The 19,996-nt window shown below is 37.6% G+C and carries 14 protein-coding genes; 6 read left to right on the top strand and 8 right to left on the bottom strand.

Going from position 1 to position 19,996, the window contains the following annotated elements:
- Window positions 1–51: 51 nt before the first annotated feature.
- The 3 genes from ESZ39_RS06275 to ESZ39_RS06265 all read right to left on the bottom strand — a co-directional run bounded on the left by ESZ39_RS06275 (window position 52) and on the right by ESZ39_RS06265 (window position 5,074).
- Complete coding sequence (locus tag ESZ39_RS06275; protein ID WP_146879057.1) at window positions 52–999, bottom strand: class I SAM-dependent methyltransferase; 948 nt, start codon at window positions 997–999, stop codon at window positions 52–54.
- A 2,124-nt stretch (window positions 1,000–3,123) separates the two neighbouring features.
- On the bottom strand, window positions 3,124–4,287 hold the full coding sequence (locus ESZ39_RS06270) for a murein transglycosylase domain-containing protein (protein ID WP_146879056.1): 1,164 nt from the start codon (window positions 4,285–4,287) through the stop codon (window positions 3,124–3,126).
- Window positions 4,288–4,768: 481 nt separating this feature from the next.
- Window positions 4,769–5,074: a DUF2007 domain-containing protein gene (locus ESZ39_RS06265; RefSeq protein WP_146879055.1), complete on the bottom strand. Its 306-nt coding sequence runs from the start codon at window positions 5,072–5,074 to the stop codon at window positions 4,769–4,771.
- A gap of 682 nt (window positions 5,075–5,756) precedes the next feature.
- On the opposite strand from ESZ39_RS06265, the gene ESZ39_RS06260 reads away from it, so the two are divergent.
- From ESZ39_RS06260 to ESZ39_RS06250, 3 genes are read left to right on the top strand one after another with little or no spacing between them, the layout of a single operon-like run.
- Window positions 5,757–6,599 carry an ABC transporter ATP-binding protein gene (locus tag ESZ39_RS06260; RefSeq protein ID WP_223270268.1) on the top strand — a complete coding sequence of 281 codons (843 nt, stop codon included), beginning with the start codon at window positions 5,757–5,759 and terminating at the stop codon, window positions 6,597–6,599.
- Complete coding sequence (locus tag ESZ39_RS06255) at window positions 6,599–7,309, top strand: ABC transporter permease (protein WP_146879054.1); 711 nt, start codon at window positions 6,599–6,601, stop codon at window positions 7,307–7,309. Before ESZ39_RS06260 ends, ESZ39_RS06255 begins: the two co-directional genes overlap by 1 nt.
- Window positions 7,310–9,043, top strand: coding sequence for a GldG family protein (locus tag ESZ39_RS06250; RefSeq protein ID WP_146879053.1), 1,734 nt, complete (start codon window positions 7,310–7,312; stop codon window positions 9,041–9,043).
- A gap of 62 nt (window positions 9,044–9,105) precedes the next feature.
- On the opposite strand, the gene ESZ39_RS06245 is transcribed toward ESZ39_RS06250, so the two are convergent.
- The 3 genes from ESZ39_RS06245 to ESZ39_RS06235 form a co-directional block, all read right to left on the bottom strand.
- Window positions 9,106–11,337: a transglutaminaseTgpA domain-containing protein gene (locus ESZ39_RS06245; RefSeq protein WP_146879052.1), complete on the bottom strand. Its 2,232-nt coding sequence runs from the start codon at window positions 11,335–11,337 to the stop codon at window positions 9,106–9,108.
- A 4-nt stretch (window positions 11,338–11,341) separates the two neighbouring features.
- Entirely contained in the window at window positions 11,342–12,430 is a 1,089-nt protein-coding gene (locus tag ESZ39_RS06240; RefSeq protein ID WP_146879051.1) for a DUF58 domain-containing protein, read from the bottom strand.
- 124 nt (window positions 12,431–12,554) lie between these two features.
- Window positions 12,555–13,484 carry an AAA family ATPase gene (locus ESZ39_RS06235; protein WP_146879050.1) on the bottom strand — a complete coding sequence of 310 codons (930 nt, stop codon included), beginning with the start codon at window positions 13,482–13,484 and terminating at the stop codon, window positions 12,555–12,557.
- A gap of 184 nt (window positions 13,485–13,668) precedes the next feature.
- Between ESZ39_RS06235 and ESZ39_RS06230 the strand changes: the two genes are divergently transcribed.
- Window positions 13,669–14,025 carry a hypothetical protein gene (locus ESZ39_RS06230; protein WP_146879049.1) on the top strand — a complete coding sequence of 119 codons (357 nt, stop codon included), beginning with the start codon at window positions 13,669–13,671 and terminating at the stop codon, window positions 14,023–14,025.
- 331 nt (window positions 14,026–14,356) lie between these two features.
- On the opposite strand, the gene ESZ39_RS06225 is transcribed toward ESZ39_RS06230, so the two are convergent.
- Both ESZ39_RS06225 and ESZ39_RS06220 read right to left on the bottom strand, forming a co-directional pair.
- Entirely contained in the window at window positions 14,357–15,625 is a 1,269-nt protein-coding gene (locus tag ESZ39_RS06225) for a hypothetical protein (protein WP_146879048.1), read from the bottom strand.
- A gap of 169 nt (window positions 15,626–15,794) precedes the next feature.
- Window positions 15,795–16,367: a tRNA-(ms[2]io[6]A)-hydroxylase gene (locus ESZ39_RS06220; protein ID WP_146879047.1), complete on the bottom strand. Its 573-nt coding sequence runs from the start codon at window positions 16,365–16,367 to the stop codon at window positions 15,795–15,797.
- 995 nt (window positions 16,368–17,362) lie between these two features.
- Between ESZ39_RS06220 and ESZ39_RS06215 the strand changes: the two genes are divergently transcribed.
- Both ESZ39_RS06215 and ESZ39_RS06210 read left to right on the top strand, forming a co-directional pair.
- The gene (locus ESZ39_RS06215; RefSeq protein WP_146879046.1) at window positions 17,363–18,469 is read left to right on the top strand and encodes an HDOD domain-containing protein; all 1,107 of its coding nucleotides are present in this window, start codon (window positions 17,363–17,365) and stop codon (window positions 18,467–18,469) included.
- 762 nt (window positions 18,470–19,231) lie between these two features.
- Window positions 19,232–19,744, top strand: coding sequence for a YgjV family protein (locus ESZ39_RS06210; RefSeq protein WP_146879045.1), 513 nt, complete (start codon window positions 19,232–19,234; stop codon window positions 19,742–19,744).
- Window positions 19,745–19,996: the final 252 nt, after the last annotated feature.

Here is a 19,996-nt window from a genome sequence, read left to right as displayed (position 1 = left end):
AAAGCGTTTATTTGCCCCTAGTTATTAGGTTTATGCCCAAGTGATGATGTCTTAAATCTTTTCAAATACCGTCACTCTGAGCTTTCGATCGACATTATCGTCAGGAAAGTCACACTCACTGGTAAAGCGATCAACCATTTTTAAGGTATGAGTGGATGCTTCGATAATCTCAGCATCTGATTGGTCCCATGTGGCGTCAAAGCGATGAAACATACAAATTAACCACCCTCCTGGGTTTAAAAGCTTGGAGCATAGACTGACCAATCTCGAAAAGTCTTGCCCTTTAGGTTGATGCTCTGAATGAGGTGACTTATACACTTTTGGCGGCGGATCTAAAATAATACCGTCGAAGGTCTGGCCACGCTTTATTGCTTTAGGTAAATGCTTATAGATATCACCCTGTATAAAGCTACGAGTGCCAAAGTCAAGGCCATTTCTTTCATAGCTTTTTTCGATACGGGGTAGCAAATCTTTCGATTTATCCAAATGAATTGCTGCTTTTGCACCCCCTTTTAAAGCAGCTATACCCAGACTACCCGTGAATGAAAACAAGTTCAGAACACGACGGCCCTCACTATTGTTAGCTAACCATTTACGTACCGGGCGCGCGTCGAGATACAAACCACAATTATGCATCGCATCTGGTAGTAAACTGTAATAAATACCATATTCTTTAACAAATTCTGGAGCGTCGGAAAAATCGCCATGCAGCGCAAACATTCTATGTTTTAACCGTAACCCGAGCGATTGGTCACCTTTGGCTATAATTAACGTGAAGGGAAAAAGCTGTAACAATGCATCTTTGATCGCATCAAGATCCTCACGAATATCATCTTTATATTCAACTAAGGCCATTGTGCCAAACTTCTCAATAACAACACCTTTTGCACCTTCAGCGTAACCATGAAAAACACGCCAACAATCAAATTCATCAGACTCATGTAATACTTTTCGATCATGCCATGCTTTTTCGATTAGATCGTGCCATTTTATTGTCAATTCTGTGCCCTGCCCGTAAGTATTTTTTAGTGTTGGTTCCCAAGAAACATCTTATAACATTATCGAAATAACAGGATGCGGGAACTCGAACTTATTGTACTGGCATTATAGCGAACCATCGCTTGCGTTAACACTGATATCCATCCAGAAATAAAGTTCCCGGTAAAATTTATTCAGTAGTATTGCTTAGATTAATTTGTTGCTTAGCAGGGTAGACAGACAGCACGATGTGTTGACTGATTCGATAAAAAAGCGGAAATTTATCAGTAAAATGTTAACTTTATCATTACTGCGTTAACTAAATTAATGCCACCTAAAACAGATCGTGATAAATATTACCTTACAGAAGTTTCAAACTCACTTTAGGTATTACTTCCAGTGGCACTAAATAATTTTCTATGGCTAAAAAATTAAAGATAAAGCTGAATTAGCTAGGCATATGTAATTTTAGCTAGGGCTGAATTGTGCTTAATATTTTGATGCTGTTAAGGTTTTACTTATTTTAAGCGATTAGCTTTTCACGTTTTATTAAACACTATTACTCATTTATAAGGTTCTGCTGTAGTTAACTGTTGTTGTCTCTGGTGAAATTGACCTGGCTATTCATATTAGGCTAGTCACATTAATCGATCGCTTAACAGTTGACGGACTAATGTTTTTGGCCCATTACCTTAATTGTCTGCTTAATGATTGACGGACTGAAGTCCGACCTACAAAACAATTGCCCAGCGCTATATAATCATCTGTAGGCCCTATGTAGGTTGGACTTTAGTCCATCAGGTTAAATGAAATTTAACCATTTTTGTTTACATGCTGAGCGATAAACAACACATCGCGACAGGTTTTTGCTGGCTCATCAGATTAATCGCTCGCTTAACAGTTGACGGACTGAAGTCCGACCTACAAAAAAATCACCCAAGTTAAATTATCACCAAACATGACGTAATCACCCGTAGGCCCGATTTAGGTTGGACTTTAGTCCATCAGGTTTTATTTTTTTACAGGGAGGAAATAATGAGAAGGGAATGAGGTAGGGCTTTGAACATTTAAAAGCACTTTATGTTTTTATGTTTTACCTCCTGCTGTTCTCATTCACTTCTTCCTGTGAGATATTTTATTTTTTTACAGGGATTGTAGTGGCATGGTTATTATGTTTTGTGGCTGCCTTGCGGTTGACGGACTGAAGTCCGACCTACAAAATAATTGCCCAACGCTACGTAATCACCCGTAGGCCCTATGTAGGTTGGACTTTAGTCCATCAGGTTAAATGAAATTTAACGGTTATCAACACAAATGCCGGGTGACAAAAATAATACACCGCTGCGAATGTTTTTGGCCCATGGCATTAATCACCCGCTTAACAGTTGACGGACTGAAGTCCGACCTACAAAATAATTGCCCAACGCTACGTAATCACCCGTAGGCCCGATGTAGGTTGGATTTTAGTCCATCAGGTTAAATGAAATTTAACGGTTATTGGAACAAATGCCGGGTGACAAAAATAATACGCCGCTGCATATGTTTTTGGCCCATGGCATTAATCGCTCGCTTAACAGTTGACGGACTGAAGTCCGACCTAAAAAACAATTCCCCAACGCTACGTAATCACCCGTAGGCCCTATGTAGGTTGGACTTTAGTCCATCAGGTTAAATGAAATTTAACGGTTATTGGAACAAATGCCGGATGACAAAAATAATACGCCGCTGCCAATGTTTTTGGCCCATTACCTTAATTGTCTGCTTAGTGGTTGACGGACTGAAGTCCGACCTACAAAACAATTGCCCAACGCTATATAATCACCCGTAGGCCCGATGTAGGTTGGACTTTAGTCCATCAGGTTAAATGAAATTTAACGGTTATTGGAACAAATGCTAATAACCAAAAATACACCGCTGTAAATGTTGGCTAATCCGTCAGGTTAATTGCCTGTTAAACGGTTGACGGACTGAAGTCCGACCTACAAAAACGCTTAACGTTATATTATTATCTGTAAAAGCAATGTTGGCTAACATACTCATTTTCTCTCTAAGCCGCTAATTCTCTAGTCATCTAATTCTCTAGTTATCTAATTCTCTAAACAGTGACCTTCATAACCTAGTAACAGTGTTGTACAGCAGAGTCTTTTACAAATAGGTTTTTTCAGCCTTAGTTACTTTCTCTAAATAACGACGAGATTCTAGCTTTGGATGCTTTTTAGTCAGTAAATAATAAACCACTTTAGGCGATTTTGTATTGAGTACTTTCAGCGCGGTTTTACGATTACCATGAAAAGTTTTTAATACATTGCCGCTACCACCATTGTAAGCAGAAATAATGGCGTAATGACGACTGGTGGCATTGCTAACACCTTGCAAATAATTGTTATTGAGAATATGTAAATAGGCTGAGCCAATATCAATATTAAATCCAGGATCAAAGAGTTGTTGTTTGGTTGGCATACCTTTTTTCTTTTTAATACGTTGAAAAACATCGGCTCCAGCGCTACTAGGCACAACTTGCATCAAACCATAGGCATTAGCTGTACTTACAGCAAATGGGTTAAAACTACTTTCGGTTTCAATGATACCATATATCAGTTCTGGTGATATTTGATAACGATTAGCCGCCGCAAGTACATGCTTACTGTATTTTTGTTCACGTAAGTGTTGATGCTGTTCAACCATTTTAATGCTAACAGCATAAATTTTTTTTCGATTTTTGTTGTATTTCTGTAAATTAAATTCCGTTAGATACTTAGAGAATCGATTAGCACGCCATTGATATTGAATAGGCTTATTGTCGCGATCAACCACCTGTTGGTACAAATAAGGTTTGCCGGAGAGTTGTGGTGCTGCGCTTGAAAATATATCTGTTTTTCGAGGATCTGATGTTGCTAATAAAGTAGTCACAATTGCACGCTGTAAATTGTGCAAGGTTTTAGCCTGAGACTGAGCTGCTAAAGTTTCGATTAAAATGCTGCCGTTTTCAAAATCAACAATGGCACGCGCTTGGTAGTCGTTAGTATATTTAACCAGCTTTTTATTGCTCGGTATTTGAGGCTTAGTTTCGCCCCAGGCATCAGCTATATGCTTACTTAACTCTTTAAGCAACACGTTGATATTATTGACGTCTTGCTGAATAAGTCGATTAGTTTCAACCGCTTGATGAGCAATGGTAATAAGATCAGTATCGTTAGAATTTATTTGTTTAATTAAACTTTCAGCACTGCGAATTGAACTGAGGTTAGGTAGGCTCTTACAACTGGTTAAACTAATGACTATAAATAACAACAACACTTTTTTAAACATTAAACAACGACCTCTAATTTATTTACTTGCCCATAGCAATATATATATTCATCTACTGAAATGTACAAATAGGTTAATAGTATAAAGCTAATGCTTTGCACTGTGCTTTTGTGGCATTTATCAAACGGGTTCGACTAACGGTGCCAAAGGTCAATGCATCACTTATCATAATAAGGTTCATTAAAAGAATGTGTGTTATACCAATCCCATTAAGTTATTGCTCACTTGTACTAGTTAAAATAGCTCAAGGCTGTGTTGCTCTCAATCCCAATAGCCAGCTATTGCTCAATCGAGCGCCTTACCTTGAGTTATTTTTCCTGCGCACAACAAGATCACAAACTTAATGGAACTGGTATTAGTTCGTGGTAATTGACCTTATTCAGAAAATAATTTGCCGCGATTAAACGCAGTGGCTCGCCATTATTAACCTTTGCGGTGAAAATTTAACATGTAGAAATATGCTCGACCTGATAGCGTGTTGTTACGAGTTTTCAGATGCACAATTCCAACATATTTCAAAAGACTGGGCATTTTCCTCTGAGCAGTTTTTACAAGTCCAGTCCTCACCATCAATATTACTCTGTGATGAGTCTACTATTTCTGTTGCACGTTCTAAGTCTGCATCATCTGTAAGCCACACTTCAGGCCACGAGTCGAAAACAGAGATTTCTCCCATAGCGCCCTGAGAAAATTCATTTTTGATAAATGTACTTATTCCTTGTGCTTCAATAAGATTTTTAACATTGCTAACCAGAAAAAGACTTTCGTTGGAATACACTATCTTCATAATTAAATTCACCTCACCATTTAATCAGAGGGAACTCTCCTCTGACTTATTTTATATATTAATAACAAAACTTTGCCGCTATTACCACTACTCACTTATAGATAAAACTAGCTACTTCCCTTATTTTGTACCTTAGAAGGAGGTGATATTAACTCTATATAACAACGATGACTAAAATTAGATAATGTGCTATCAACATTATGCAAAAAATATCTTGATACTTATATCTAAAAAATAGCAGCAAGGTGTTGTTTATAAAACACTAAAGCAGTTTGTTCGTGCTACACTGTTTTATGATTTTTTATTTGTTAATGGCGTTTTTTGACAACCCTTTATTAATGCTATTTTACTAGCGGCTAAGTCCAACTATGCGTATTTTGCCTATTTTTGCTGTTTTATATCGCTGTAATTTTGTAAAACACCCTTAGTTAGATAATAGTTTCAAACTAGTGGCTACAGCTAGCTTATATTGACATCAGCATAAAAACTAGCGGACATGAGAAATGTCATAGATAATTGGTGTTAACAATAATATTTAAGTAACTATTCATTAAGTGTCTATTTATTAAGTGTTTATTTATTAAGTAAATATTTATCAAGTATTTACTTATTAAATTTATGAAATTTATGAAAAATAATAATGCAGTTACCTTTATTAAGAGTAATTTTAAAAGGCTATTAAGTGAGTATTTTAACGGTTGAGCATGTCAGTAAAAATTTTGGCGCACTGCAGGCGGTAGATAATGTCAGTTTTGAACTTAACCAAGGCGATATTGTGGGCTTTTTAGGAAAAAACGGCGCAGGTAAAACGACGTTAATGCGGATGATAACCGCTTTTATTGCCCCCTGTTCTGGCAGAATTTTCATTGATGGTGACGATATTACTAAACACTCGTTAACCATCCGGCAAAAAATTGGTTACCTACCCGAAACCCCGCCTTTGTATAGCAACATGACCGTGTTGCAGTATTTAAAGTTTGCGGCTGAAATAAAGGGCGTGTCAGCAAAAAAACAAACCGTTCAGCTTGCTAAAGTTTTAGAAGAATGCCAATTAGCGCAGGTTAAACATAAAACCATTTCAACCTTATCTAAAGGCTACAAACAAAGAGTGGGTATTGCGCAAGCGATTATTCACGAGCCTAAATTACTTATTTTAGATGAACCAACCAGTGGCCTTGACCCCATGCAAGTTCAGCAAGTGTTAGCACTTATTAACAACCAAAAAGAACAAAGAACGGTATTACTCAGCACACATACTTTGCCTGAAATTGAAAAAATAGCCCAACGTATTTTAATGATTAAATCTGGGCAACTGATCATTGATCAGTCATTACAAAGCTTACTCAAAGGCACAAATCAGCAAGCTAGCATGAATACTGTTCATGAAAACAGTGCCAAAGATGAAAATAACCAAGCTAAAAAATTAAGCTTAGAGCAAATATTTTTTAACCATCACCAAGAGCCAGCGCCTACATCATCACAAACACCCATACAAACGCCAAGCCAATATGTAAGTAATTACTGATGAATAAAATTATCGCACTGACCAAAAAAGAACTACATAGCTATTTTAGTAGCCCGGTGGCCTACATTATTCTTATTGCTTGTTTGTTGTTATTTAATGTGCTTTTTTTTATGCTGATAGAGCAAAATAGAGAAGTGTCATTACGCGATATTTTCCAAGTGATGGAGTTTATGTTTATTTTCATTATCCCCTTATTAACCATGAAGTTATTTGCCGAAGAAAAAGCGAACGGCACCATGGAATTTTTGCTTACCGCCCCCTTAACACCGAGTATGATCGTGTTAGGTAAATACTTCAGCATGCTCATTTTTTACTCGCTGTTAATTAGCATAACGGGCATTTATTATTTTATTGTCGAGTATTATGGCAACCCCGACCCCTATAGCATTTTATCAGGGTATGTGGGTATTTGGTTAGAAGGCGCACTTTTCATCGCGATAGGTTTGCTGACTTCGTCATGGACACGAAATCAAATTATTGCCGCGATGACTTCGTACCTGATCCTATTTTCACTGTACTTTTCAATTAGCTTTACAAAATATTTTACCGGCTTTTCGGAAGAATTTCTGATTCAACTTAGCACCCGTAGCCATCTTGAAAATTTCGCTATGGGTATTATCACGGCCAGCGATGTTATCTATTACTTAGCCGGTATTGTGCTCTGCTTGGTATTAACTGGCTTGAGTATCAACCATAGGTTGTGGCAATAAATGATCATTAAAAACAACAAAAGTTTACTGCTTAAAAAATTATTGCCTACTTTGATTGGCACAGCACTCTTGCTATTTATATTAGGTTTAGCGTTATTTTATATCGATGCTCAATTTTCTTTACTGTCCTTTAGCCTTGCTAGTTGCCTAACATTAAGTGGTGGCATAGCATTTTTTGTTTTACTCAAGCTAAACAGTCAGCTTAATCATGCTGATGCTCAGGCGATAAAAGCTGCATTCAATACCACTCATCCAGCGGCCACTAATCAAGGCAAAACTAATCAAGGTAAAGCTAAGGCCAGTTTTATTAGCACGCGATGGAAAAAAGTCTTCATTATTTTTACTATGATTATCGCCAGCTTAGGTTTTCTGGCTATCAGTCATTATGCGGCCAATAGCATAACCACGCGCTGGGATGTTACGGCAAGTAAACAACACACCTTAACTAAAAACACGATCGAGTTTATTAGCACACTTAAAGCAGAAGTTGAATTAACGGCGTTTTATGTTGGTTTGCCACCCAAATATTTACAAGATTTATTTAAGGAATATGAAAGGCTTTCTGCTGGCCTGATTAGCACGCAAATAATTGACCCGATAGAGAACATTTCATTCGCCGCTAAGTTTGGTAATGTGGTCAGTGCTGCCGAACGTAAGGTTATTGTGCAGTCAAGCAATGGCCGCAAAGATATTGATTTTAGTGATGCCGCGCTCACAGAAGAAAAACTCACTAATGCCATTGCCCGCGCTAGTAGCCCGCCAAGACAGATTTACTTTCTTACTGGCCACGGTGAATATGCACTAGCAAACACTGACAATGTCGGTTTATCGACCTTTAAACAATTATTGGCCGATAACAATATTAAAACTAAAGCACTGATGTTAGGTATAACTCAGTCAATTCCTGCTGATTGCGATGTGCTGGTTATTGCCGGTGCTCGCACTGCACTTACAGCACCAGAAGATAAGTTAATCATTGATTATTTAAGCGCGGGTGGTGATGCCTTATTTTTGATTGAACATAGCACAGTCACTACGCCTGACCAGCTACTAACTGCAGAACAGCTAGAGCAAAATCCGTCATTAAATAGCATTATTAACCAGTGGGGACTTAACGTTAAGTCTGACATTGTGGTTGATTTAACCAATCATGTCGGTGACGATGTTGGCAGCCCTGCCACCAAAAACTACCAAAAGCATAAAGCCATTACCGAAGGTTTAGATTATACCTTTTACGTTAGGCCGCGCTCCATTGAGATGTTAGCCCAACGTCGGCCAAGCATTAAGTTAGCGGTTATTGCCGCGACGGCGTCAACAGAAAAAAGTTGGGCAGAAACTAACAGAAATTTAGCGATTGAATATAATAAAGGCATAGACACCCCCGGCCCCGTACCCATTTCTTATGTGGTGCTAGAAGAGCACAAAGAGGTGACGATTAGCCCAAATAAAGTGCAAACGCCTCGTTCTGATACTAGAATCATTGTTTTTACCGATGCAGACTTTTTAACCAATGTTTACATTAATCAATACAGTAATGCCCAAATGGGGCTAAATATTGTCAACTGGTTAGCTGAAACAGACTATCAGACTTTTTTAAGTGCTAAGGCCATAAAGGTTGAACGCTTAGATTTAACCAGTAAACAAAAGCGTCAGGTCATGGTGATATTATTTTTCAGCATATTTTTCTTTGTTATTGTTGGCATAGTGGTTTGGTTAAAGTCAAAACAGCATTAATATTGCCCATTAATACCTGCTTTCCCCATTGATATTAGCCCATTGATATCAGCCTATTAATACTAACCAATGCCCAACTTGGCTAGCCATAATTGCCAACGTAGTTGCCGATAAATAAGTTGTAGTTTTATTAACTGCTTATCGCGCTCTTGTTGGCTAATATCATCAGCAAAATTTTGATAACTGAGTTCTGCAAAGCTATTAGATATAGCACAAAAGTTCGCTGACAACTCAGGTCGAGTTATGGCAACAAAATCAGCAAACTGTTGCGCGGTCATCGACCTTGTTTTTACCAGCTGATGCTGCGCCATTAAGCTCAGGGTTTTTAAATAAAGCGCTTTAATTTTATCCTCAGCTTGCCCTTTCACCTTCGCCTTAAACACTTTATAGCCATAAACCAGCAAGGCTGTGCCCGCTAATATCAGCAAGAAATATAAAACATTTTCACCTTGCTTTAAACTCGCTAACAGCTGCGCCATAACACGCGATTGCTTTTGGCCGGTATAACCAATAACCCAACGTGTCCATTGGTAGTCAATAGCGTCAATTTGCATTTTAAGCTGCTGATACCACCACATTGTGTGTAAGGCTTGCGTCGAAAAAAGTCCAGAAGATAAATCAGTATACTCCTGCATTAAGCTAGTCGAAAATCCCCGTTCAACACGTTCCGGATCAACCGCTGCCGTTGGGTCAATGCGCTGCCAACCGCTACTTGGTAACCAGACCTCAGACCAAGCATGGGCATTGCGCTGATAAACACTTAAATAATTACCACTAAGATTGAACTCACCACCTAAGTAACCCACTACCATACGCGCAGGAATACCGGCAGCACGCATTAAATAAGTAAAGCTACTGGCATAATGCTCACAAAACCCCGCCCGAGTGTCGAAATAAAACTGGTCTAAACTATGATTATTCAGCCGAGGTGGCTGCAAGGTGTAATAATAGTTTTTTGCATTAAAGTCAGCTAAAACATGATCAATTAACTGGCGGTCATCACGATACTGCTGACGCAATTGTTGGCCTTTAGCCAGTAGCTTAGGATTATTGTCCGTGCTTAATAGCAAATTTAAAGCACGGGTAGCATCAGACAATGTCGCTGACATTATGGCTTCTGGATAACTTGTGACTTGATAACTTAATGTTTGACTAATAATACCGCGATAAAACAAGGCAAAGTCATTACGCTGGCCAATATTGCTTTGCTCACTGGTAGCGAAATCGAGCGCAAATAACCAAGATTGAAAACTAGGCTCTGCAATTACTTGATACGCTAATCCTGTGCCACGCAATTCAATATCGGCTGAACTTTTTGCATGCCCCAACGTAGCTGAACCATAACTACTTTGAGCACTTTGAGCACTTTGAGCACTTTGAGTTGGCTCTCGACTGCTTTGTCGCCAAGTGACTCCATCAAAATCATCTAATACCATCGCCCGCCAATACAACTGTGCATGTTTAGGTTTATTGCTTTGAAAACTTACCCGAAACGCTAGTTCATCCGACAAAGCTAATTGCGCTATATCGCCAATTTTTACACTATCAGACAGACCAACTTTTGCTGATTCAACACTTGGCACTTGCCAAAAGGGACTTAGCTTGGGAAATCCGACAAATAAAGCTACCGCTAAAGGCACTGAATATAAGCTAAGTTTAGCTACTAATTTAGCTTGTGCCGATACCGCCATTGTCGGTGCAAATAAGTTAAGTAGAATGATGAAATTGCCAAAAACTAAAACAATGACCGCCAATGAAAAATAAATAGATTGCATAAAAATCAATGACGAGGTGGCGACAAAAATGCCTAATACCACCAGTTGATATAAGTCTTTTCGACTAGGTATTTCAAACATCTTTAAACTATAAGCGAAGCATAATAAATGCATCATGCTCAGCAAAAGCCCTAATGTTTGCCCTGCAACAGCAATAGCCACACTTCCTGAAATAGCCAATAATAGAATCAACCAAGACGGTAATATTTTAGGTATTACATAGCTTTTTGTCGATTGGTTTGGCATTAAGTCCAGAGATGACGCCAGAGCGCTTTTGCGCAAAATATTAAAATGCACAGTAAACTGCAGCGCCAAGACAAAAGTGGCAAACAACAAATATAGCAGGTGCAACTGTATAACTAAGGTTGAAAGGTTAAGCAGCTGAAAAATTAATAAACAAAAATACATTTTGCTATTTAGCTGTAAAACGCTATTTTCGCTAGAATTTTTACTTTTTCTGGACTTAAACTTTTGTTTAAGGTTTTGCTTAACACTGGGTTTAATTTTTTTTATCATCATGTATTCAATAACGTGCTAATGCGGTTAAGCATTTTAAAGTATGTTGTCGGCTATGGTCATACTCAACCACTTGGTTGGGTAATTTTAATGAAAAGGCAATCTGCTTAGCGCTACAGTCTTTAATTGCATAACTTAACCAACTTAAACGCTGTTCAAGTGTGCCGGTTGGTAAACGCTCAAAGTCTAACTGCAATTCACCTGATAAGGCTTGTTGATATTGTTTTGTTAACCAACCTTGCCCGCGTGCCACATGCTTCCATGCTACACGACTCAGGGGTTCACCAAACTGATAATGTTGCAATTGGTGAAATTCATCTTGGCCCAGTTGAAAACTATCTTGGTAACTTTCAAGGTTATTTTCTGCCACTTCAATTGCTAAGCTTTGTTGCTTGTCGCTCCAAACATTGGCGATAGGCTTTGGATAAGCGGTAACTTGCTGAGCAAAATCTAATCGGGTCCAAGCTTTAAATAAGCCAAAGCCAAATTCGCTGATGATTAACACTCGCCCTAGTGGATATTGGCCTCGTTGACAAACCCGATAAGGGATCCGTATCTTGTTTTCACCTATCTCGAGTTGTGCGAGTGTTGTTTTGCTAAGCTTACTGTTGCTTGGTTTATTTTTGTCCGCGCTGTGGTCAAGTGCTTGTTCGGCCTTCACAGTTGCTTGATCAAAAGAAAAGCTAATAGTAAAGCGCACTTTTTTACTGCTAACAACTAGCGGAAAATACAACGGTGAGTCAACAAAGCCTTGCAATGAATTTGTTGCTTGAAACTGTAAGCCAGAAAGATTAAAAAAACTATGGTGCAACACCACAATGAAAAAACTGACCAGTAAATAGCTGATCAATATAATGACATTATTTTGATAATTAGTGCCCAGCAAAAATAGCAGTAGCATAAATATTAACAAACCCGCACCAAAACGTGTGGGGATGATAAAAATATTGCGATGATTGATTTGTTGTTGGCTGGCTTGCGGAATTCGACGAGTTAGCCAAGCATTAAAGTGCTTATGCAGTGTGTTTTTTAAGCTAGCAATTATCGACCTTGCGCTTATCGAAGAGAACACGGTGTTTTTTCCTTTGCTTAACAACTAACGCCCCTTTTCACTCGATGGCAATCACTTGACTTGAATAATTTGATTAGCATAACTTAATGCCATAGCGTAACGTCAGGACTTAATTTCATGACTTAACTTCATGACCTAAAATAAAGTATTAAAGTAACGGGTTAGTTGGGTCAACCTGCGACAATATTTGCTGAGAAATTTCATCCGCTTGCTCAAGCATATGATGTTGTTGTGGCGCGAGTCTATGTTCACATACTGGGGAGAATACCGCTTGAATATCTTCGGGTATAACATAATCACGATTTTGAATAAAAGCCCATGACTTGGCAGCGGCCAGCAATGATTTTCCTGCACGCGGCGATAACGCTTTAGCTTGCGACTCACTTTGTCGGCTTACTCTGCATAGTGCAATAACATAATCTACAATAGCAGGCGCAACACAAATAGTAGCGATATGCTGTTGTATTTCTCGTAATTGCTCAACATCAAGAAAAGGCTTAATACCGATAGCATCGCGGTGTGATGTTACTGATTGTAAAATTTTACGTTCAGCATCTATGCTCGGAAATCCTAAAGAAATTCGCATCATAAAACGGTCTAATTGCGACTCTGGCAACGGATAAGTGCCTGCATGTGACATCGGGTTTTGTGTCGCTATAACAAAAAATGGCTCAGGTAATAAGTGGGTTACCCCATCAACACTCACTCGCCCTTCCTCCATAGCCTCTAACAAAGCGCTTTGGGTTTTAGGACTGGCGCGGTTTACTTCGTCAGCTAACACCACTTGATTAAATATCGCACCCGGATGCAATTGAAATAATTTTGTCGCTTCATCAAAAATAGCAATACCAATAACATCCGCTGGCATCAAATCTGAAGTAAATTGAATGCGTTGATAGGACAAACCCAAGGTTAAGGCTAAAGTGTTGGCTAAGGTTGTTTTACCCATACCCGGTAAGTCTTCAATTAAAATGTGGCCTTTAGCAAACAAGCACGCCAAGGCTAATTTCACTTGATGAGGTTTGCCAATAACGACAGATTCAATTTGAGCCAAAACATTGGCAACCAAGGTTTGCATACTTGTTGTTCCTTTTTATTAAAACATTAGCATAATTAATTATTTAACGCATACCAAGCAAAATAAACCATCATTAGATTATGTGCAGACTAAATACAGCAGTAGATTCAGTAGTAAGTGCAGTAATGGTACCAAAAAATTTACCCTTTGCGATGGCTATTGTACTTTACCACAAGATAAGGCCGTGCAAATTCTTTATAAACCTTTGCGCTTAATCATTAAAGCAGAGCGAAAACTATCCTTTAGCAAAGGTGACGAAGGCTATAGTGGCGTAACCTTGCGACAAAACATTGAACAATTTAACTACGGTGGCTGTTGTGAGGGGCTGCTATTAGGCTGGCTTGATGATCAGGGTTTAGAAAACCTTGAAATGTTAAACGACCAAGGCGTAAACGTGCTCGAACAGCACTTTACAATGGTTGATAATAAATTGCTCTGTGCAACTAACTTCAGAATGTTCATGGCGTCAAATCAAAGTAATATTGTCCGTTCTGATTGCCTATTTTATGTCATTAATAGCGTCAATAACTACCTTTCGTAGCTAGCTTTAAAAAAAATAAGTCAATAATCACGGCCAAATAACGATAAGTTTGCTTAAGGTGATAAAAAGTCAGCTTGCGCTGGCTCCATGCATCGCTCTTTAAACATAGCTATGAAACAGTTAATATTTGGCTTTATATTTTTGATAACCTTATTTTTTTTGGCGATCACACTGTTTTCATTTAATTAAAGAAAATAAACCTTAGCTTACAACTACTTGTTGCTTTAGGTTCAACATATCAACGACTCTGACCCAATTGATTTTCCATTGATTTTCTGACCCCATTGATTTTTGATAGCTCACACTATTTATAGTAAAAAAGCTGATGTGGCTAGCTAATAGCAAATGGTGCATCAGCTATCGCTTGTTCTAGGGCTATATTCTCTAAACCTAAGTCGCGCAGGGCGTGAATAAACTTCAAGGTTTTAAAGCTATCAAACCATACGGTCAGTTGTTTGTTAAATTGTGCTTGCTTGTTCACTTGTTGCTTAGTAATAAAAGTCAGTAAACCTATGTTGATTAAAGCCTGCTGGCTATTTTTAGGTAAGAAAGCCAGCCATAGTTCAGGTTGTTGTCGATATTGCCATAAGTGTTCAAATGCCTGCAAACAGGCTTTTAATTGCACAAAAACGGCTGGGTTATAGTATTGATAATCTAGCCCTTGTTCAACAAGTTGCATGATGTTTTGCACTGCTGGTCCAGTACCAAAAGGCACACGTTGTGAAGGTCTAGCTTCTAATTTAATCGTTACCTCGGCTAAATAAACCACCTCACCCAATTTAGCAAGCTTGTTTAACAGGTAAAAGTCTTCACCCGCATTGCGTTTAGGAAAACCTCGCGCCTGACAGTAGGCCAGCATATCAAAAGATAAAATACTGCCAATAGTAAAATAAGCATAAGCTGATTGCGCATACTGCAAACCCGCAACGTAATAGCGTAAAGCATTTTCGTAGCGTAAATTGGCTTGATGAATAGCTTGGTGTTCACTGTAATGATAAAAATTACAACAAGTAGCAACTGCATGCTTGAGCGCTACGTTATTAACAGCATGAGCGCTAAAGTAATTATCGGGCAGATAAGCATCAGCGTCTGTTGAATGCACCCATGAAGAATTAATATGACCTTGAGTAAATAATGTTATCGCTAAGTCTGCACCAATTTTTCTTGCTAAACCTACCCCTTGATCGGCGGGAATGGGTTCATTGTAACGATTAACCATTAAAATTGACGCATTAACCTTTTTATGGCGACTCGATGGATAAAGGTTAATTAAGCTTAAGTTAGCTTGCTGCCAAACAAGTTCACCCCGCTCGGTAATACGCTGCGCTAATTCCCGTTGCGCTTGTTGGTGCTGGCGGCCAAAATCGCTGTCGGGCTGATTAATCACGACTATTAATAAACACTGTTGCTCAACCAGTGTCGAGTTAATAAAGCGCTCAATAAATTGTGTTGACTCTTCAAACGCTGGAATAACAAGCACATGCTGATAGTTGCTCTGTTCTGGAAACAAGGCCAGCGATTGTACTTCTGGCTCAGCGTAATGGGCTAAATATTTAGCACATGTTTTTTGATGTTGTTGCGCAACGCTATTGTTGGTCATGGTGCTTATTACCTAAAACTTAAAACTTAAACCTAAGACTTAAACCTAAGACTTAAACCTAAGACTTAAACCTAAGACTTAGGGCTTTAACCTACAAACATAAGCCTACAAACTTAAGCCTTAATTTAATAAAGCCGTAAAGCTGAATGCCTTAAAGCTCTGTGTCACATTAATGCAAAGCTGCTCGAAAGGGTAGCGCCGCACAGATGTCTGCTTCAATGTCTAAAACTTCGGCTAAACGCTGATCAACATCTGCTTTAGGAAAATATTCGTAAGCTAATTCAATAAATAAATTTTTATGTTTTTCTTCTGACTTAGCGATAGTTTGATAAAATTCTTTGTCTTTCCCTTCGGGTAGCGCTTGTGCAATCAAAAAAAATCGCTCATGACCACGGGCTTCAATTACGCCTCCCACTATTAATCGGTCCATAAAAAATACATCGCTACCATTACGAAAAACCTTTCTAATTTGGTTAATGTAAGGGTCTTTTTCATCCGCACCTAATTGTCCACCACGGGCATAAATTAACTTTAACACTTGTTTGAAATGAATAAGTTCTTCAATGGCTAAGTCTGCCATCGCTTTCACTACTGATTTTCGATCCGGATAATGAGAGATCATCGACATCGCCATACCTGAGGCTTTTTTTTCTGCTGCGGCATGATCGGTTAAAAAGGTATCGAAGTCATTCAGCACTACATCGGCCCAAGCTTTAGGTGTTTGATATTTTAATTCGAACATAGATAAGTTTTACTAATTGCACAAGAAAGGAATAATGGCGTTATTTTACACGGGTAAAAAAAAGCGACAAGAAAAATACCCAGATAATACCCAAGATAGTAGTAATACCAATCAAACTAACTAAGTGATCTTTTTAAATGGTCTAAATATCCAATAACATCGTTGCTTTCAATCCCAATAGCCAGCTATTGCTCAATCAAGCGCCTTGTTCTTGAAAATTTACCCTCATTAAAATTTGCACCATTAATTAATTTGATTGGTATAATAATTTTGTGACGACTTGCTCAGAGTAATTAAAGTAATGTTGTGGCACTAACCTTGAGGTAAAGTTAATCTTTGCTTGTGTTAACTACAATGCTAAAAATAACACTGATGACGTTAGTAATAATGGCACTAGTAATAATACCAGTTCCATTAAGTTTGTGATCTTGTTGTGCGCAGGAAAAATAACTCAAGGTAAGGCGCTCGATTGAGCAATAGCTGGCTATTGGGAGTGAGAGCAACACAGCCTTAAGCTATTTTAACTAGTACAAGTGAGCAATAACTTAATGGGATTGGTATAACTAGCATATGCTGCCACTAAACAATAGTTTCAACTTAATATCTTTGTCAAAATCAATATTAAGCACTAACGCAATAATGTCTGGATTAAGCACATTTTTGTTATTAATGATGATGTAATTAAAGCAAACTTTCGCTAGATATTTCAATCACTATAGTGGTTAACTTTTAAGCTCTTAATTCAGCGATTAATTCAACGATTAACTCAGCGATTAATTACTGCATTAATTCAGGCTAAGTTTTATATTTATCTAACTCAAACATTTGTTTATTAAAGCGTAAATAAAAGCTAATTTTGTCTAAAGAATTAAGTTATTATCAAACAAAAATAAATTACAATAATAAGAAAAAAGCTCGGTAAAACTTGGATGTTAACTTAGTGGCCTTTTTCAATACTGACATCCTTTTTAACCCTTTAAGTGTTTTTTATAGCCATGTTAAACAAACTATTAAGTCAATTATTTCAAAAACCTGAAAGTGGCACCCCTAATGTATATTTTTTTGAAGAAAGCAGGCAAGGTATTGGTTCAGAAAAAAAAGTTGAAGAAAGTAAACAGAACATAAACCACAATAAAAACCACGATGGACTCATGTTTCACTCCTTTGAAGATGAATACCAACAAAGTTTTTATGACTATCTATTAGGAGAGTCTAACCGAGTAGAGTCGCCAAATGACCATGAACTATCGCTACTTATATCATCGAAAATACAAGTTTTATTAAAAAATCCAAAATTGATTTTAGATGTATTACCTATATTACCATTGTCTTTAACGAAAATTATTGAGCAGATAAATAACCAAGACTTTGATGCTGAGGCGTTAATCCAATTAATTCAGCAAGAGCCAGCCATTGCCGCAAAGGTTATCGAGCTCGCTAATTCGGTTTATTATAATCGTAATAATAAAGAGATCACTGATCTTAAATCTGCTTTTATGCTGTTAGGCACCAACGGTTTATCAGAAGGTGTTATTAACGGATTTATTCATAAGCTGGTACCAAAATCAACTATCTACTTTAGACAATATGGTCAAAAAATTTGGCAACATAGCTTATCTACTGGCATCACAGCAAAAGCACTAGTTGCTAAATCGTGTATAAAAGATAGTGCGGCTCAAGCCTACTTTATTGGTTTAATTTGTAATCTAGGCGATCTTATCATTTATCAGTTATTGACCGAGGCGTTTGCTATTGTTCATCCAGATTGTCAGCCAAACTCCAGCTTATTTAAAAGCGTGATGGCTAAAGAATCAGCAAAGCTGACCTATTTTATTGCCAAGCATTGGAATTTCCCTGATTCGATATTAGAAGTATTAGCCTTACAAGCGAAAGTTAAACGCGCAGCATTATTACCAACATTACACAATAAAATACCTCTAGCCTGTTATGTTTATGAAGCAAAAATTATCAGCCAACTTGAACTGAGACTGGCGCATACTGACATTGATGATGAATATATTAAAGAAGTGTCAACCTCACTGCTTTTCACTGAAGAAGCCAATAATCAGTTACAACAAGTATTAGCTAATAGGCTATTATAGAAAATCAACCCAGCTAACAAGCCATTTTATAGCCTTAACTTCCAATAACTACCTCTGTGTCGGCTAGTGTGCTAATCCTGAGAGGGCTTAAGTATTATTTGATTAACTATAGCTGTCGTTAACTTTAATAACTATAACCTTTGTTATAAAAGTTATAAAAGTTATAGTTATTAAGACACCTTACAGCATTTACCTGTTAACATGACGCGAATGAAAAGCGCTAGTGCTGACTTTATGAATACCAAAAATATTAATAAGTGTTTAGTGTTTAACGCAATAAACATAAATGGCATTGATGAATTAACCTGTGTTCGCTTTTATGATTTATAGCTGACTGATGATGGCTAAGTTTTGATGCCAATGAACGACGGTAGCTCATTTATTTACCGGTTTAAAGAATATTAAAGCCGTTACCTACAACTAATACCAGTTCCATTAAGTTTGTGATCTTGTTGTGCGCAGGAAAAATAATTCAAGGTAAGGCGCTCGATTGAGCAATAGCTGGCTATTGGGAGTGAGAGCAACACAGCATTGAGCTATTTTAACTAGTACAAGTGAGCAATAACTTAATGTAATTGGTATAATACCAAGTTGATTAATTACCTGCTCATTTTTAATGGTTAAAATGAATAACTACAGCGTTATAAAATTTATAAGGTGAATAACTACTAACTAAATTTTATGCCTTGTATTTATCCCTTTTTTCTTATGAAAAAGGTGATCACTTAATTAATCAAATTGGTATAATACTGATCGATTATTATGCCAGACTTTCTCCTTTCACAATTACTCGTTAGCGTGACACTTATTATTGAGTGTTGGGCTATGCAACTCAAAAACAAAAATACACTTTTAGCCGCACTGTCTGTTAGTTGCTTTTTTAATGGTTTTCATTACTTGTTGCTTAACCAGCCTACAGCAGGTTATATATTTTTGTTTTCTAGTCTGCGGTTTTTAATCTCTATTAAATTTAAGTTTCAGTGGCTAGCGATAGCCTCGCTTAGCGTTAGTTTATTGATCACGGTAAGTACTTATTCAGGTCTTTTGAGTATTATTGGCTTTGTCGCCACCATTTTTATTACTGTCGGCTCTTTTAGCCATAACGATAAATTTTTACGTTCGATGATGATAACAGGTGGTTCATTATGGTTTGTTCACAACCTTATTTTATGGACACCTGTAGGTATACTCGTTGAAACTATTTTTGTTGGTAGTAGTTGCGTTGGTTACTACCGTTATTATATTGCGAAAAAAGCAACAAAGCCTTTGCCGTAAATGATACTGGCTCAGAATAACATACCGTCGTCATTGGTTATCTTATACCAATTACATTAAATTTGTGATCTAATGGTAGTTATGAAATATATTACTAAAAAACAATTATCTGAGAAATTGGAGCTTATTAATTTAAAGGCACTTATTGCTCAAGAAACCAATGGCAGAATGAGAATTCGCCTATTAGCTTTATTGCACATTAAGGATGGAGCTGACAGAACTCAAGCTGCCAAACATGTAAAAGTAAGCAGG

This window comes from Colwellia sp. C1TZA3 (genome assembly GCF_007954265.1).
Lineage (GTDB): Bacteria > Pseudomonadota > Gammaproteobacteria > Enterobacterales > Alteromonadaceae > Cognaticolwellia.
Note: the sequence above shows the minus strand (reverse complement) of the source record. Positions and strands in the feature narration are given on the sequence as shown.

What these genes read in the sequence shown, in the direction of transcription:
- ESZ39_RS06270 (WP_146879056.1), bottom strand. Translation starts at nt 4,287, where the DNA reads ATGTTTAAAAAAGTGTTGTTGTTATTTATAGTCATTAGTTTAACCAGT.
- ESZ39_RS06265 (WP_146879055.1), bottom strand. Translation starts at nt 5,074, where the DNA reads ATGAAGATAGTGTATTCCAACGAAAGTCTTTTTCTGGTTAGCAATGTT.
- ESZ39_RS06255 (WP_146879054.1), top strand. Translation starts at nt 6,599, where the DNA reads ATGAATAAAATTATCGCACTGACCAAAAAAGAACTACATAGCTATTTT.
- ESZ39_RS06250 (WP_146879053.1), top strand. Translation starts at nt 7,310, where the DNA reads ATGATCATTAAAAACAACAAAAGTTTACTGCTTAAAAAATTATTGCCT.
- ESZ39_RS06245 (WP_146879052.1), bottom strand. Translation starts at nt 11,337, where the DNA reads ATGATGATAAAAAAAATTAAACCCAGTGTTAAGCAAAACCTTAAACAA.
- ESZ39_RS06235 (WP_146879050.1), bottom strand. Translation starts at nt 13,484, where the DNA reads ATGCAAACCTTGGTTGCCAATGTTTTGGCTCAAATTGAATCTGTCGTT.
- ESZ39_RS06225 (WP_146879048.1), bottom strand. Translation starts at nt 15,625, where the DNA reads ATGACCAACAATAGCGTTGCGCAACAACATCAAAAAACATGTGCTAAA.
- ESZ39_RS06220 (WP_146879047.1), bottom strand. Translation starts at nt 16,367, where the DNA reads ATGTTCGAATTAAAATATCAAACACCTAAAGCTTGGGCCGATGTAGTG.
- ESZ39_RS06215 (WP_146879046.1), top strand. Translation starts at nt 17,363, where the DNA reads ATGTTAAACAAACTATTAAGTCAATTATTTCAAAAACCTGAAAGTGGC.
- ESZ39_RS06210 (WP_146879045.1), top strand. Translation starts at nt 19,232, where the DNA reads ATGCCAGACTTTCTCCTTTCACAATTACTCGTTAGCGTGACACTTATT.